The organism is Citrobacter sp. JGM124, assembly GCF_018257795.1.
In the GTDB taxonomy this organism is placed as follows: Bacteria; Pseudomonadota; Gammaproteobacteria; order Enterobacterales; family Enterobacteriaceae; genus JGM124.
Window position 1 is genome coordinate 208,546 of the sequence record NZ_JAERJD010000004.1, and the last position, 14,689, is coordinate 223,234.

15 protein-coding genes and 1 pseudogene are annotated in these 14,689 nt (G+C 48.8%); 8 read left to right on the plus strand and 8 right to left on the minus strand.

The window, feature by feature from the left end; translation table 11 throughout:
• Nucleotides 1-134: 134 nt before the first annotated feature.
• Nucleotides 135-1,328: an MFS transporter gene (locus JK154_RS07355; protein ID WP_211991866.1), complete on the minus strand. Its 1,194-nt coding sequence runs from the start codon at nucleotides 1,326-1,328 to the stop codon at nucleotides 135-137.
• A 72-nt stretch (nucleotides 1,329-1,400) separates the two neighbouring features.
• Nucleotides 1,401-2,384 carry an aldo/keto reductase gene (locus tag JK154_RS07360; protein WP_211991988.1) on the minus strand — a complete coding sequence of 328 codons (984 nt, stop codon included), beginning with the start codon at nucleotides 2,382-2,384 and terminating at the stop codon, nucleotides 1,401-1,403.
• Between the two features lie 104 nt (nucleotides 2,385-2,488).
• Here JK154_RS07360 and JK154_RS07365 point away from each other — a divergent pair.
• Nucleotides 2,489-3,361 (plus strand): annotated as a pseudogene (locus JK154_RS07365) (LysR family transcriptional regulator); the annotation flags it as partial.
• A 7-nt stretch (nucleotides 3,362-3,368) separates the two neighbouring features.
• Here the strand turns inward: JK154_RS07365 and JK154_RS07370 are convergent.
• The 5 genes from JK154_RS07370 to JK154_RS07390 form a co-directional block, all read right to left on the minus strand.
• Entirely contained in the window at nucleotides 3,369-4,454 is a 1,086-nt protein-coding gene (locus tag JK154_RS07370; RefSeq protein ID WP_211991868.1) for an iron-containing alcohol dehydrogenase family protein, read from the minus strand.
• A gap of 81 nt (nucleotides 4,455-4,535) precedes the next feature.
• Entirely contained in the window at nucleotides 4,536-4,997 is a 462-nt protein-coding gene (locus tag JK154_RS07375) for an S-ribosylhomocysteine lyase (protein ID WP_211991869.1), read from the minus strand.
• 15 nt (nucleotides 4,998-5,012) lie between these two features.
• Nucleotides 5,013-5,681, minus strand: coding sequence for a methionine ABC transporter permease (locus JK154_RS07380; RefSeq protein ID WP_211991870.1), 669 nt, complete (start codon nucleotides 5,679-5,681; stop codon nucleotides 5,013-5,015).
• Nucleotides 5,674-6,687, minus strand: coding sequence for an ATP-binding cassette domain-containing protein (locus tag JK154_RS07385; protein ID WP_349291100.1), 1,014 nt, complete (start codon nucleotides 6,685-6,687; stop codon nucleotides 5,674-5,676). The genes JK154_RS07380 and JK154_RS07385 overlap by 8 nt, the downstream gene beginning before the upstream one ends.
• Nucleotides 6,688-6,695: 8 nt before the next feature.
• Nucleotides 6,696-7,508, minus strand: a complete 813-nt coding sequence (locus tag JK154_RS07390; RefSeq protein WP_211991872.1) for a MetQ/NlpA family ABC transporter substrate-binding protein — start codon at nucleotides 7,506-7,508, stop codon at nucleotides 6,696-6,698.
• 242 nt (nucleotides 7,509-7,750) lie between these two features.
• Between JK154_RS07390 and JK154_RS07395 the strand changes: the two genes are divergently transcribed.
• Nucleotides 7,751-8,929, plus strand: coding sequence for an aminotransferase class I/II-fold pyridoxal phosphate-dependent enzyme (locus JK154_RS07395; RefSeq protein ID WP_211991873.1), 1,179 nt, complete (start codon nucleotides 7,751-7,753; stop codon nucleotides 8,927-8,929).
• A gap of 47 nt (nucleotides 8,930-8,976) precedes the next feature.
• Here the strand turns inward: JK154_RS07395 and JK154_RS07400 are convergent, their stop codons facing one another.
• Entirely contained in the window at nucleotides 8,977-9,870 is an 894-nt protein-coding gene (locus JK154_RS07400) for a Kdo hydroxylase family protein (protein WP_211991874.1), read from the minus strand.
• Nucleotides 9,871-10,829: 959 nt separating this feature from the next.
• On the opposite strand from JK154_RS07400, the gene JK154_RS07405 reads away from it, so the two are divergent.
• The 6 genes from JK154_RS07405 (at nucleotide 10,830) to JK154_RS07430 (ending at nucleotide 14,677) form a co-directional block, all read left to right on the plus strand.
• Complete coding sequence (locus JK154_RS07405; RefSeq protein WP_211991875.1) at nucleotides 10,830-11,348, plus strand: type 1 fimbrial protein; 519 nt, start codon at nucleotides 10,830-10,832, stop codon at nucleotides 11,346-11,348.
• Between the two features lie 69 nt (nucleotides 11,349-11,417).
• Nucleotides 11,418-12,146, plus strand: a complete 729-nt coding sequence (locus JK154_RS07410) for a molecular chaperone (RefSeq protein ID WP_211991876.1) — start codon at nucleotides 11,418-11,420, stop codon at nucleotides 12,144-12,146.
• Nucleotides 12,130-12,714: a fimbrial protein gene (locus JK154_RS07415; RefSeq protein ID WP_211991877.1), complete on the plus strand. Its 585-nt coding sequence runs from the start codon at nucleotides 12,130-12,132 to the stop codon at nucleotides 12,712-12,714. The genes JK154_RS07410 and JK154_RS07415 overlap by 17 nt, the downstream gene beginning before the upstream one ends.
• Nucleotides 12,715-12,729: 15 nt before the next feature.
• Nucleotides 12,730-13,308 carry a fimbrial protein gene (locus JK154_RS07420; RefSeq protein ID WP_211991878.1) on the plus strand — a complete coding sequence of 193 codons (579 nt, stop codon included), beginning with the start codon at nucleotides 12,730-12,732 and terminating at the stop codon, nucleotides 13,306-13,308.
• Nucleotides 13,309-13,326: 18 nt separating this feature from the next.
• Nucleotides 13,327-13,899, plus strand: a complete 573-nt coding sequence (locus tag JK154_RS07425; RefSeq protein WP_211991879.1) for a fimbrial protein — start codon at nucleotides 13,327-13,329, stop codon at nucleotides 13,897-13,899.
• A 7-nt stretch (nucleotides 13,900-13,906) separates the two neighbouring features.
• Nucleotides 13,907-14,677, plus strand: a complete 771-nt coding sequence (locus JK154_RS07430; protein ID WP_249215810.1) for a molecular chaperone — start codon at nucleotides 13,907-13,909, stop codon at nucleotides 14,675-14,677.
• Nucleotides 14,678-14,689 lie beyond the last annotated feature (12 nt).

Consider the following 14,689-nt stretch of genomic DNA (forward strand, 5'->3'; position numbering starts at 1 on the left):
GAGAAGCTCTTAAAAACCACCTCTACTCAGTATGATGACAGGCCAGAATGTGTTCTGGCCTTTTTACTTGCCACAATACAGAGAATAGGGGGGACTTTCCCTGTCGGCTTACGATGAAACGGATCAGGGGTAAATTAACGGGAAGGTGCTTTTATCAATATAACGGGAATAATACTCCCGGCAATGGCAAAAGCCGCTATGCCCATCAGGCCATTGATACTGGTGACGGATAATATTAGAGCCCCTGCCAGAGCACCTGCGCCAATAGCGGCATTAAAGATGGCTACGTAAATCGCTGAAGCAGGCATGGCGGCAGCACCCGCTTCCCTTAAGATCCAAGTCTGGAAGCCGACAAACACAATCGTCACCGATGCCCCCCAGCCACAGAGCAGAATAGCCACCAATAGTCGCGGGCTGGCCGCTGTCAGATTGCCCACCACCAGTACTGACAGGGCCATCAAACTTAACGATAGCAGCACCAGAGATTTGAGATGGTGGTCAATAAACTTGCCAGTAATAACATTACCAATCACGCCTGCGACACCGAATGTGACCAATAACGTACTGATCAGGCTGGTGCGTATATTGAGTGAGCTTGATAGCAATGGTTCAATAAAAGTAAAGGCGGAAAAATGCGCCATAATTGAGCAGGCAGTGGCGATATAGAGCCGTCGAAAGGTTGAGTTCTTCAGGATTCGACCCAGTGCATTGATATCAATAAGAGCAGATGAACTCAGGCGGGGAAGGGTCCAGGCGATAGCAAAAGTGGTTAGCAGAGAGAGCAGCGCAATCACTGTGAATGCTGTGCGCCAGCCGTCGAATTGGGTGAGTATATTCGCCAGAGGGACACCCAGGACACTGGCAACCGAGACGCCACCAAAGATAATGGAGGTCGCCAGGCCCATTTTTTGGGGGGGCACCAGCTGGGCACCGACGGTACCAATCATGGCCCAAAATGCCCCATGTGCCAGTGCGCCGACCATACGGGCGATCACTAAAGTCGAGAACGCAGAGCCCAGGCTTGCAAGCGTGCTGGACAGGGTCAGAATCAGCATCAAGCCAACCAGTAACGGTTTGCGTGGCAACCGCCCGAGAAACAAGGCTGACAGTAAAGCAGCCAAGGCGGCAACCCAGGCATAAGCGGTAACGATCAGTCCTGCCGTGCCTTCTGTTTGTCCAAATTCAGCTGCCAGGGGTGACAATAAACCGATAGGCGCCAATTCGGTCGTCACGATGGCAAAAGAGCTGAACCCCAGGGCAGTAACCGCAAGCCAGGTATGCCATGACACTGCCTCCTGTGGCTTATGCTGAATATTAATCTGTTCCATTATCGATCCCTCCAACAAGCTGTTGATGCCTGGGCCGGGTAACCAATACTTGGCGGAGAATAGCCAGCTTATTCATGCATTGACCCCTTTCATCCCTTCTTCTGTATAGCGTTCCCCGGCTATCGGTAATATCTCCAGTGACTGGCACAGCTCCGCCATCTCATCAGGGCTGAGATCTACCGACAATGCCCCCAGATTATCCTCAAGATGGGTGATACGCCTGGTTCCGGGAATAGGAACGATGTCATCGCCCTGCGCCAGTAGCCAGGCGAGGGCAATTTGGGCGGCTGAACAGCCTTTGCGTACGGCCAGGTCAGTGACCACATTAACCAGCATACGGTTAGTATCGATATTTCCTGGCTGAAAACGTGGCAAACTGCGACGGAAGTCATCTGTCTCAAAACAAGCATCATTCTGGAATTTACCGGTCAGAAAACCGCGGCCCAGGGGGGAGTAGGCAACAAGGCCGATACCCAGTTCACGACAAGCTGGAAGCACGTCAGTTTCGACATCGCGTGTCCATAATGAGTATTCTGTCTGCACGGCGGCAATCGGGTGTACGGCATGTGCGCGGCGCAGTGTGGCAGCGTTGACTTCACACAGACCGATACGGGCAATTTTCCCTTCCTGTACTAGCGGGACTAGGCCTGCCATTGTCTCTTCGATGGGGTGGTCAGGGTCGACACGATGCACGTAGTAGAGGTCTATTTGCTCAATATCGAGACGACGCAGCGAAGCTTCACAGCTCTGCCTGGCATAGTGGGGACTGTTATCGATGGTACGTTGATACTCACCCGGTTTACGAACGATACCAAACTTGGTGGCAACCCGTACTTTGGGGCGATGGGTTTTCAGGAAATGACTGAGCAGCTCTTCATTGTGCCAGGGGCCATACATATCGGCGGTATCTAAGAGGTCAACCCCCATTTCTACGGCTTGTGCCAGTGTTTGTAGTGCGAGTTTGTCATCCCGCGGACCATAGAATTCACTCATACCCATGCATCCCAGGCCGATAGCGGAGACCTCCAAGTCAGCTCCAAGCTTACGTCGTTGCATCATACTTCCCCTTAACAGAATAGAATGCAGGCAGTATAATTTTCCGAATTTATTAAAAAAATAACGAAAACTGGAACTCGGTTTTCCGATAATGGAAAATAAAAATGCCCCCTTCTTTGCTTTGGGATGATGCTCGTGTATTTCTGGCTATCGCTCGTGGCGGCACCCTGAGTCGTGCGGCGGTCATGCTGGAGATGGGGATTGCCACAGTATCCCGGCGTCTGGATCGTCTGGAAGAGGCCTTGGGTGTCCGGTTATTCAGCAGGCATCAAACGGGCTATAGACTGACGGATGACGGTGAGGCATTGCTGGAACGGGCTGAGGCGCTGGAGTTTGCCGGGCAATCTTTTGGTGATGCTGCTCAACAACAAGGACGTGTTGCCGGTTGTGTTCGTCTTGCAACGGCGGAAAACCTGGCTAATCCGCTCATTATTCCTTCATTCCCTCTACTTTTTGCCCAATATCCTGATTTACGGGTGGAGGTTATCAGCGGGGTTCAGGCTGTTAATCTACATCGACGCGATGCGGATTTAGCGATAAGAATGGTCAGGCCAGAATCCGGGAATGTGACGATAAAACAGCTGGGAACTTTAGGTTTTGGTCTCTATGGTGCGCGCAGTTATCTCGATACCCGGCGTGCTGGTCTGACGTCACCTTTGTTTGATGAAGACTGTTTTATCGGCTGGAGTGAGTCCCATCGTCATTTGCCTGCTGCCAAGTGGCTAACCCGCCTCCTGTCTGGCAAGCCTTGCAGACTGGAGACTAACAGTCTCGCGGCACAACTTTCAGCGACGGTGGCTGGGCTGGGGCTGGCGGTTCTCCCCCATTATCTCGCCAGACAAGTGGGATTGGTTTGCCTGTTACCGGCCCCTCAGGCTGATCAGTCTATTTGGCTGGTGCTGCATACTGACTTGGCACATTCCAGACGCGTAAGGGCGGTGGCGGACCACCTGCTTCAGCTTTTTGAAGAAAAGCGATCAGTGCTTACTCAGCCTGAAAATTGTGGTTATCTGTGGTCAGAAATGCCTGCAATAGCCCCTGACTCGTTATCCCAAAGGGGAGATCCCTGAGATGATCCACCGGGAACAAGATGGCATTCACTATTTGCTGTATCCGTTTTGACCGTTCTCCTGACAAGGTGGGTAAACGCAGTGGGCTGTGAAATCTGCGTAACAACGTGAGCAGCTCACCATCAGATTCCCATTGGCGATTCTCAACCAGAGACTGAATTAACAAGCTATACCCCACTTTTTCCCCGTGCAGCCAAGTGTGGATTTCGGGCTGATGGGTCAGGGTATCGTGAATGATATGGGCAAAAGCAGGTGTCGCCAGAGGGCCACGCACACTGTTGGCAAGCCCTGCCAGAACGATATTAGCCTCAATGACTTTTTCAAGTGCTTGCGTAACCTGTCGCTGCTGGTTGGCCTCAATAGCATCCTCACCCCAGCGCAGAAAAATATCTATTGCCTGTCGCGCAATGGAGACTTTTATGTTCAGGGCCAGAGCGTCTGGATTCTGGCGCTGATAGGGTTCAAATTCATACCATTTAGCCATCGCATCAACGATTCCTGCTCGCAAATAGCGAACAGGGCTGTGGGCAATGATCTCGCTATCGACCAAAATCAACACTGGCATGGTATTGAGCACCTGGCTTTTAACGTGCCCCCCTGCTGCATTATAAATAATCGCCAGTGGGGACCAGGCTGCACAAGTGGCTGCCTGTGTTGGCAGGGTTATAAGCACCTTGTTGCCCAGCCTGTTATTGACGGCTTTTGCGGTGTCCATGACGCGCCCACCACCAATGGCGAGTATCCCTTCCGCCTCTTGTGCGACAAGGTTATCTTGAAACTGACGAACCGCTTCCTCGGTGCATTCACCGATTAAGTCCTCACGTTGCCAGCGGATGCCGGCGTTATCGAGGCTTTCACTCAATGCCGGATTGACGGCTTCCCAGGCCGAAGGGGAAGTCAGGATGCGCAGATGGCGGGTGAATGGGCGAATGTATTCCCCTACGTGGTAACGCAGCCCTGCTTGCTGAATATAATCCACTGGTGATTTTACCGAAAACATAGCCATATTCCTTAGAGCCTTCGTTGCCGTCAGCCAGTGGACGCAATAAGCGAAATGGGCTGATAGGGTTATTAAATAATTTTACAGCTGACGTGAAAATGCATCCGTACTGATTCCCTCCGCCAGAACTTGGCGAGCGTACTCTTTGGCGGAGAACAGGGAGTGATCGCGATAGTTACCACACTCAAGGGCACTCACGGCAGGAACGTCGGTGGCATCAATGACACGCTCCAGTACACGGGTCAGGGCGGTAGCAACCTCTTTTGGGCTATGTTCATCCCACAAGATTAAATAGAAACCGGTGCGGCAGCCCATGGGGGAGATATCGATAACACCTTGCAGTTCCTCGCGAATACCAAAAGCCAGCAGGTGCTCCAGGGTATGCAGCGCTGCGGTGGGAATAGACGAAACGTTGGGTTGTAAAAAACGCAGGTCATATTTTTGTACCACAGCACCCTGAGCATGGCGTTCCGTGCCAGCGATACGTACATAGGGGGCAATAACTTTGTTATGGTCGAGGGTAAAGCTTTCTACGATTGGCATAATTTCTCTCTCAGATTATTCGCGACGAATACGACGGGCCAGGCCTGTGCCTGCGGTTTGTAGCAGCTGAACGATAATGATCAGCACCAGTGCTGTGGACAGGGTAGCGAAGACATCAAACCGTTGATAACCATAGGTAATAGCCAGGTCTCCAATCCCTCCTGCTCCGACGGTACCTGCCATGGCTGTTGCCCCTAACAGGCCAATAGTGGCGGTGGTCAGTGCCAGAATCAGTGACGAAGCGGCCTCTGGCAGCATAAAGTGCCAGATAGTTTGAAATGTTGTGGCGCCCATGGCATTCGCTGACTCCAGAATGCCATCATCAATTTCAAGCAAGGAACTTTCGACCAGTCGGGCAATGTAGGGGGCAATAAAGACCACAAGAGGCACAATCGCCCCTGGGGTCCCGATGGTGGTATTAACCAGCCAGCGGGTTATGGGCAGAATCGTGATCAGTAAAATAATAAAGGGTAGCGAACGCAGGATATTCACTATCGGGTTCAGTATTTGGTGAAGCACTGGGTTGGGTAAAATTCCGCCAGGGCGGCAGGTGACCAGTATGATACCTAACGGAATGCCAAGAAGTGAGCCAAACCCCAGTGAAATACTGACCATGACTAATGTGTCATAGAGTGCCAGGAGAAATTGATCACCCGTGACGGCGGAATTAAAATATTCAAACATCGCTGATTTTCACCCCTGCGGTATGAAGGTAGTGAATGGCAGAATCGATATGTGCCGTTTCACCTCTTAACTGCACAATCATAAAACCGAGAATAGTGTTCTGGACTTCGGACATATTGGCAAACAGGATATTGACCTGTACCGGATATTCGCGGATCAGTTGGTTGACAATAGGCTGTTGCGCTGTCTGGCCCACAAACTCCAGTCGCAATGCTCTGCTATCTTTCTGTTGTTTAATACGTGCCACTGTCTGTTCTGGCAGGCGGTCGTGAATCACTGACTGCACAAAACTGGCCGTGACCGTATTCTGTGGTTGGCCAAATAATGCCAGTACATTACCTTGTTCCACCATGTGCCCATCTGCCATGACAGCGACGTTATGGCATATTTTCTGTACTACTGACATTTCGTGAGTAATCAATACGATGGTGATGCCGTAGCGTTGGTTGATCTCCTGGAGTAATAACAAAATTTGCACTGTGGTATGCGGGTCGAGTGCTGAGGTGGCTTCATCACATAATAGGATAGAAGGGTTACCAGCTAATGCTCGTGCAATGCCGACCCGTTGTTTTTGGCCACCAGAGAGTTCATCCGGGTAGCTTTGGGCTTTATCACCGAGATTGACGAACTCTAGCAGCTCCATCACCCGTTCATGAATAAAGGCCTTATCCCGCCCCTGTAGAATTAACGGAATCGCGACATTGTGGAATACAGTGCGTGAATTCAAAAGATTGAAATGCTGAAAGATCATACCAATATCTTTCTTCACGTCGTTGAGCTGTTTTTTATTTATACCCTGTAGCGAAACACCATTAATTAATACGGTACCGTGACTGGGCGATTCCAGGTGATTAATTAAACGAAGCAGGGTGCTTTTTCCTGCTCCGCTGGCACCAATAATGCCAAAAATGTCACCTTTATTAATGTCCAGGTTAATATTATCTAATGCCAGGAAGTTTTCTCCCTTACGGGAAAATGTTTTGCTGACATTCTGAAAGCTAATTATCGGGTTATTCATTTAAAATAATCAGGTAGCATATATCCGGCATATTGCGGATTGGTACGGATATAATTTTTAAATTCGTCTGAGTGATAACCATCAATGATTGCTTTCGCAAATGCAGCATCCTTATTTTTACCTGCAATAGTGACGACATTAACAAATTTGCTGGTTGGTTTTTCGAGCTCCAGCGCAGAGTTCAATTTCATCCCACTCGACACAGCAAAGTTACCTTGAATCAGGCCAAAATCAACATCCGGCAGGGAGCGAACTTGTTGGGCGTTATCCATCTCTTTGAGGACGATTTTATATGGATTCTCACTGACAAATCGCTGCGAGAAAGTTGCTGGATCGCTATCAGGTCGAATTTTTATCCAGCCAATATCTTGCAAAACTAGTGCGGCACGATAGGCATTAGAAGCTTGATTTGGAATAGAAACTACGGTTCCAGGCTTGGGTGTTTCAAGCGCTTTTATCTTTTCAGAGTAAAGCCCCATTGGGGGTGTCGGGACTTGTACAATACCAATGTTATCGATTCCCAGGCGATCATTGACGGATTCCATATAAACCGGGTGTTGCATGATGTTGGCATCGATATTTCCCCGGCTAACGGCATCGTTGACCTGAACACCATCACTAAAATCTTTATATTCCACGGTATAGCCATGCTTATTTAAATAGGGCTCAATACCTTTTTGAAATTGCTCTTTATAAGGACCAGGGTTAAACCCGATGCGAATTTTCTTGTCATCAGCATGGGCTGCGGAAAAAACAGTAGTGGAAGATAATAATGTTACAACTAATCCACAGAGAAGTGATTTACGCATGTTTTTAATATTCCTGGTAAGCTGCTCATAATAAATCGATTAAATCACAGTTTTCAGGGGAGGGAAAAGTTAAACTAAACCGCTGGCTATGTTTTTTTGTGCTAACTATTTCTGTTTTTTGTTATTGCATTTTTGATAAATAGATAGTTAATTTTGTGTATTGGATTGCACATTATTCAATATCCCCGGGGATATAAGGTGTGCGATAGTCGCCAAAATATTTAAAATTGCCAGAGAAGAATATGCCGGTATTTTCAGCCTCGCCGTTGGTGGCACAATTAGAAGAAAATTTATTCAGTGCGCTAGAAAACATGCTGGCACGGGTTGATACCACTCATCTGCCACTCATTGATCTCTCCTCCGGGAGTCCACGTCAACCCACTGCCACAGCCCTGGTCAGCACCTTACAGATCGCCGCGGCGCGGCCAGAAAATCACGATTACCCTTCTTTCTGGGGAAAGCCTGCTGTTCGCCAGGCCATAGCCGATTTTTATCAGCGACAGTATGGTGTGCTGCTTGACCCTGAAAGCGAAATCGCCATTTTTCAGGGAGCACATATTGGTGTCACAGGGCTGCCACGCGCATTACTCAGCCCAGGACAATATTTGATCTCCACCGACCCCTGTTACCCTTTGTATCGTTCTGCTGCGGCTCAGGCTCAGGCACAATTTTATGGTATTCCCTTAGAGGCAGGGCGACAATTTCAACCCGACTTTAGCCAGGTCCCCGAGAATGTGGCCCGACAGGGGGGGCTGCTGATGTTGAACTACCCCCATAATCCGACGGGGGCAGTAGCCTCACCTGCACTGTTTGAGCAGGCCCTGGATTTTGCACAGCGCTGGCAGATGCCTCTGGTGCACGATTTTGCCTATGCGGCGATTGGCTGTGATACTGAAGATATTCCACCAAGCCTGCTGGCACAACCGAGAGCCAAAGAGTGGGGCGTTGAGATCTATACCCTTTCAAAAACTTTCCTGATGGCGGGCTGGCGTTTTGGTTTTGCTGTGGGAAATGCTTCTATTATTAATGCCTTTAAAAAGCTGCATACCCACAGCTACAGCACGGTATTTGGTGCTGTGCAAGATGCAGCTGTCCATGCTTTAAACTTGCCAGATACCGAGATTCGTGACTTTACAGCTGTTTACCATCGTCGTCGTATCTGGGTGCTGGAGATGCTACAACGCATGCACTGGCGGGCTGACTCCCGGCAAGGTACTTTCTTCCTTTGGCTCCCCACACCACCGGGTTATACCTCCCGGCAATTGACAGAACGCTTGCTGTTGGATGCCCATGTTTTGGTTGCCCCGGGGCAAGGTTTTGGTGCCTGTGGGGAGCACTTTATTCGCCTGAGTTTGACGGCGGATGATGAAGCGCTTTCCACAGGGTTAGCGCGTATTGCTGCATTAAAACTGTTTGGCTGACTTGAGGTGATGGAGCATGCCACAGGGTTACATCACCTGTGCTTATTTTAAATTAATGATTTACTGGTCATCGACTCCAGGACTTTGAGTGGTGACTGTTGTGGGTCATGCATATCATTCACCGGTAATAAGAAGGTTTGTTCCAGCATAAATTGTCCCCCCATTGCTGCGTGTGGGGTCTGATCAGAAAAACAGATCCAGCTACTGCCCGGTGGGAATTCAATCGCGACTTGTGGGCCATTTTTCTGATAATCCATATCCGATTTCATCGCATCATGCATTTGCAGCATCAGATGATCATAGTGGCTACGGTAACTTTTGGTGATCCCGACGGTATTTTGCAGCCAGCTACTGATGGGGGAATAACGCTTCAGACGGGGTAAAAAACGTTCTGCCAGGGTTGGAAATGGTTCACCCACACGCCAGGAACGGTTTTCCCCATGGGGGTTAATATTGGTAAAAATACGCAAAATACGTTCGCCATAATTAGGGCGTGAAGGAAATGAATCAACATGTAAACGGCTATCATCTTTACGCCATGAGGTATTCTGAGTCCAGCGTGCTACAGGGTGCAGACGCAGACTATTGGTTGGCGTATGTAATACAGGCTGGTACTCAGGCAGGATAGCGGAAATCAGCTGCAGGCAGGAGTGATAGTGGCGTTGCAATAACGCACGAACAGCGGGTTCCTGAGCGTCATCAGCCACACCGTTCAGCTTATCTTGTAATGGCTGATAACTGATGTTCTTCCGTTTAGGGTCAACCCAAACAGGATCAAGCAAGTGTTTTTCTTGTTCACTGAGAGAGAATGCCAGATGGGGTAAGAAGATAACCTTACCTTGCTCCAGATCCCCCACGACAGATGCTTGTTCATTTGAGTCCCATTCTGACAAATCGAGTGAGGTTACTGCGTTGTGAAAAGAGGTCATGCTCTCTGACATAGTAGAATCCTTGCGAACAACCGTGTATTGATGACGTAAACAGGGGCTGCAAAACGTGACAACACTGGCGTAAATACCAGTGACAGAACCCAGTGAGTCGAAAGGACCCCTTGAGTGGTTATCTCCCTACAACCCGAATCTTTTTGAGTATAGTAATGAAGAGAAGCGAAAATCAAACAAAGCTGGGCAGGGGGCTAAACATGATAAAGAGGTTTAGTTCCCTGGAAGTGTGATGTGGCACAGGCGCACTGTGCTACAGGCAGGCGTGTGTTCTTATCATCAAGGGTATTTCGATGCACTTTTAGATTTTAAGGTTCGTCTTAATAGAAAACCAAAAACATCATGCTAGAATCTTTTCCAAGTTAAGAAGTAAGGCAATTGGTCATTCTGCTTTAAGGTATTATTTGATGGCGGAATGATTTTCGGGAAGTATTATATACGTTGTAGCCATATAAGCCCAGCGCCCTTTAAGGGGGTTGGTTTGTGGGTGTGTATTCGCCTGGGCGATACACGGGGTTGGCATTTAATGGAAACATTCATTCTCATTATTATGTCGGCCCAAACCCAGGAAGGTAAATATTATTAATTATTATGATTCCCACTCGGTAGTATATTTATACTGGTAGTTTACTGTTTGTTTTTAATAAATTTCCTTTCACGTGCTGTTTTATTTTTTTATTCTGGATTCTGTTTTTTTATGTGAATTTAAATATAGACTTTTTGTGATGATTATCTGTTATTGTAAAATTTATGTATAGATGTATTGAGTTATATATAAATATATAACGTAAGCCTTTTTAATCTGGACATTATTTAATGTGAGTTTTTGTTTGCACGGTAAATATCTACTATGCAGTCATAAGCTTATATTTTATGTAAGTAATATGTTGGGCGAAGCTAATTATATGGTGTTGCTTAACTTTTTTGTTATCTTTTTATTTTTCTAGAGGATTTTATTTATGTCTTTCAAAAAAATCGCATTAACTACCGCATTATTCGCAAGCCTGTCTGGTGCAAGCATCAATGCCATGGCAGATGCATCACAGGAAATTACCCTGCAGGGGATCATCACCAGCACGACTTGTGATGTGACCGTGAACGGCGGTAAATCTGTCCTGAACGTGGGTGCATATAAATCTGCTGATTTTGCTGCCAATACAAAATTAGGTTCAGTTGCGATGCCAGTAGCCTTAACAAACTGTTCAGCGGATGAAGAAGGTCGCATCGTGGTTCAGGGCTTAACATCCCTGAAAAACAACGATAAGAATATTTTCGTTGAGGACGATGCAAACACCGTGGGCTTTATGATTGAAGACGAAGCAAATGAGCTGATCACTAACGGCCAGGAAATTGCAGTTGATGCGAAAGTTGGGGAAACCACTGAGTATAACTTCAATGTAGGCATGGCATCAACGACAGCGACACCAGAGCCAGGTATATATAGCGCGCCAATTTTAGTGGCTTATGTCGTTGAATAATTGATCGAAATTATCGGGTGTGCAGGGCTTTCCCTGCATATCTGGTGGTGTAATAAAAGAGAGGTATTCATGGGCAAAAGTCGTTTATTGCCAGTGGCGTTATTGTCATTGTGCTTGGTGTGCGCAAATGCGGTCGCGGGGATTTCACTCGACAGTACCCGCATTGTATTTTCCTCGGCGGATACGGCGTCAGGCCAGGCGGTGGGTATTAGCAGCAGTGCCCAGTCTTCCACACCTTATTTAGTAAAAGCCCAAGTATTAAAAGATGTGAAAGGCCAGCAAACTGTGACCCCGTTTTCAGTCACCCCAGCATTGTTTCGGTTAGAGCCGGGGGCGACAAACCAGGTGCGCATAATGAAAACTGGCAGCCAGGCGCTGGCAAACGATAAAGAGTCCCTCTTTTATTTACGTGTGATGGCTGTGCCGGCGGGCAAAGGGCATGAGCCAGCGGCTAAAACGGAATTGGGTGGGGCCATCACCGTGTCCACCGGGAGCATCGTCAAGTTGTTCTACCGGCCTGCAGGGTTATCCATGACCCAGCAGCAAGGCATGGCAGCGCTGCAATTTTCCCGTCAGGGGCAATCTTTACGGGTAACCAATCCAAGCCCTTACTACGTGACGTTAACGTCACTGACTGTTGGCGGAAAAGCGGTCAATCTGAGTGCACGCCAGCAGAACACCATGATCGCACCATTCGGGCAAATGACCTACACGGGTGCGAATACGGCGGGCAAGGTGACGTGGCAAGCAATTAATGATTTTGGTGGTACGGAGAAATTTAATGGAACAGTTCAATAAAAAGAAAGGTGCTGCGGCACTGATGGCATTAGGCGCACTGCTGGTTAGCCTGAACGCCGGGGCGGCGACCTCAGCAAGTACTGAGTTTAGTGCCACGATAGCATTTGAAGGGGCATGTGATATTTCGGCGCCGGCTACTGTTATTTTCAATAATGGGGATGCGGTATTACCAAGCCAGATTGAAGATGGCAACGCTGCAGCTAAAAAAACGTTTGATATCACGCTGGCGAACTGCAAAGGCGTGGGTGTGACCCCCAAAATTACCGTGGTAGGCGAGTCCAACACTGATGCTGGTACGGCCCTGTTCCTGGATGCGGCAACGTCAACATCGACGGGCTACGGTGTATTACTGGCCACTGATGGCAATGCAAACTTTGAGGCGAATACCAACCTGGCAGCCACAAAAACGATTGCTGCCAGCGATGACTGGGACACAGACACCAGCTTAACGACCCTGAATGGCACGATCCCAATGGCTGCAACATTAAGTTGTGGTGATTGCGAAACCGATGGCCGTTTAGGGGGGGACCTTGTGGCTAATGTGACCTTTGAATTCAAGTATGACTAATTAACGGGGCTTGCGATGGCTTTACTGACTAAGGTAACACCACGTCTGACGCTTGTCGCTTGCTTGCTGGCGGTAAGCGCATCGGCCTGGGCAGCTGTATCGTCCCTGACGGCGGTTATTGCCAATAAAGGCCTGGGGTGCGATGTGCAGGTCACAGAACACACCCTGCAATTTAAACCGCTGGCGGTCAGTCAGTTGACTGGCGCGGTGCAAACTTACCAGGTGAAGCCCTTACAACTGCAGTTGCAGTGTGAGGATGAGCATGAAGCCATCCGCCCGACATTGACGATTGAGGGGGAAACACCTTATGCCGACGATGTTGAGCAAACAGTTTTTTTGAGTGGGTCCCCTAATGGGGTGGGGTTTATGTTACGCCAGTCACCGGATGATAGCCCGATTGCGTTAGCTGATTTTTACCAGCCAGCGCTGGCTCTGGGACACGGCGGGCAGGGGAATACCCTGGCGGTACTGGATGATGACAACCATTATCACAGTGATACCACATTATGGGTGGGGTTAGTGGGGCCTTTTCAGCCGGTGGTGATTCCCGGTCATTTTCATGCTTCGTTGACACTCAATGTGGCATTTGAGTAACAAGAAACAGGAGGAAGCATGAAAATCAGTCTTCCCGTGCTCTGTATTAGCATGGGGTTGATGGGGATAAGCCCAGCCGTATTCGCCGGTACCGCAACCAGTGTCTTCAATTTTCAGGCCGTATTTGTAGGTGGGGGGTGCGATATTAGTGCCCCGGCTTCAGTAAAGTTTAATAATGGAAATGCCTTTAGTTCGCTCGAAATAGAACGGGAAACAGCCTCGACAAATGAAACCTTTGACATCACTCTGAGTAACTGTGCAGGATGGGGATTAACCCCCTCTATTAAAGTGAGTGGCGCGCAGACTTCGGAGTTTGGTCTACCCTTATTTCGTGACGTGATGGGCCCGATGGATGCAAACGGGTATGGTATTTTATTAAAGACGGATGGCAATAGCACATTCAGCCCAAATCTTAATTTAGCTGAAAATGGGGTGATATCTGCATCTGACTGGTCAACGGACAGCCAGCTTAACACCGTAAATACGACGTTGCCGATGGTTGCTTCATTGCGCTGTGGTGACTGCAGTTATTCTGGACGTCAAGGCGGGGAATTTAAAGCCACCGTGACCTTTGATTTTGTGTATGAATGAGGCCAGCATGATGAAAAAACGCGTTACACACCCTTATTTTGCAAAAGTTGTCAGTGCATTATCCCTGTTTTTTTTCGCCTCTACGCTGAGTTATGCGGAAGGCGGGTTAAGCCTCAGCCAGACACGCGTCATTTTTAATGCCGGTGACAACAGTGCCAAGGTGACCCTTAATAATAATAGCGATCGTGTTTATTTGGTTAACAGTCGAGTGCTGCCGAGCCCTGATGCGAACCGGCAGTCCACTGAAGCCATGCCTTTTATGGTGACGCCGCCCCTATTCAGGCTGGAAAAAGAGAGCCGTAATACGGTACTGATCGGCAAAAATAATACCTCGGCATTACCTGCTGACCGTGAGTCAGTTTTCTATTTGAGTTTTTTAGCTATCCCATCCGTCAAAAAGAGTGGTGTGGTAGAGACCGATACGGATGACCAGGGAGGGATGACCTCCACCCAGGTATCGCTGGGGATTCGTACGGTGATTAAGCTGTTTTATCGCCCATCAGGGCTGGCGATGCCGGCGGCAGCGGCACCAGGAAAGCTGACCTTTGAGACGAAAGGAAAGGCGCTGGTAGTCAATAACCCGACGCCTTATTATGTGACGCTCGCCCAACTGCGCCTCAATGGGCAGAACGTCGGTGTTCGTGAGCAGGGTGCCATGGTTGCCCCTTATGCCAGCCAGACCTATCAGGTGAAGGGGACCGGCCCGGCGAATAAAGTGCAATGGTCAGTGATTAATGAGTTTGGCGGGGTGAGTGAGCAGTATCAGTGGTCTCGCTAAACACGGGAGTGA

What these genes read in the sequence shown, in the direction of transcription:
- JK154_RS07405 (WP_211991875.1), top strand. Translation starts at nt 10,830, where the DNA reads ATGTCTTTCAAAAAAATCGCATTAACTACCGCATTATTCGCAAGCCTG.
- JK154_RS07430 (WP_249215810.1), top strand. Translation starts at nt 13,907, where the DNA reads ATGATGAAAAAACGCGTTACACACCCTTATTTTGCAAAAGTTGTCAGT.
- JK154_RS07390 (WP_211991872.1), bottom strand. Translation starts at nt 7,508, where the DNA reads ATGCGTAAATCACTTCTCTGTGGATTAGTTGTAACATTATTATCTTCC.
- JK154_RS07395 (WP_211991873.1), top strand. Translation starts at nt 7,751, where the DNA reads ATGCCGGTATTTTCAGCCTCGCCGTTGGTGGCACAATTAGAAGAAAAT.
- JK154_RS07380 (WP_211991870.1), bottom strand. Translation starts at nt 5,681, where the DNA reads ATGTTTGAATATTTTAATTCCGCCGTCACGGGTGATCAATTTCTCCTG.
- JK154_RS07355 (WP_211991866.1), bottom strand. Translation starts at nt 1,328, where the DNA reads ATGGAACAGATTAATATTCAGCATAAGCCACAGGAGGCAGTGTCATGG.
- JK154_RS07415 (WP_211991877.1), top strand. Translation starts at nt 12,130, where the DNA reads ATGGAACAGTTCAATAAAAAGAAAGGTGCTGCGGCACTGATGGCATTA.
- JK154_RS07360 (WP_211991988.1), bottom strand. Translation starts at nt 2,384, where the DNA reads ATGCAACGACGTAAGCTTGGAGCTGACTTGGAGGTCTCCGCTATCGGC.
- JK154_RS07425 (WP_211991879.1), top strand. Translation starts at nt 13,327, where the DNA reads ATGAAAATCAGTCTTCCCGTGCTCTGTATTAGCATGGGGTTGATGGGG.
- JK154_RS07370 (WP_211991868.1), bottom strand. Translation starts at nt 4,454, where the DNA reads ATGTTTTCGGTAAAATCACCAGTGGATTATATTCAGCAAGCAGGGCTG.
- JK154_RS07375 (WP_211991869.1), bottom strand. Translation starts at nt 4,997, where the DNA reads ATGCCAATCGTAGAAAGCTTTACCCTCGACCATAACAAAGTTATTGCC.
- JK154_RS07420 (WP_211991878.1), top strand. Translation starts at nt 12,730, where the DNA reads ATGGCTTTACTGACTAAGGTAACACCACGTCTGACGCTTGTCGCTTGC.
- JK154_RS07410 (WP_211991876.1), top strand. Translation starts at nt 11,418, where the DNA reads ATGGGCAAAAGTCGTTTATTGCCAGTGGCGTTATTGTCATTGTGCTTG.
- JK154_RS07400 (WP_211991874.1), bottom strand. Translation starts at nt 9,870, where the DNA reads ATGTCAGAGAGCATGACCTCTTTTCACAACGCAGTAACCTCACTCGAT.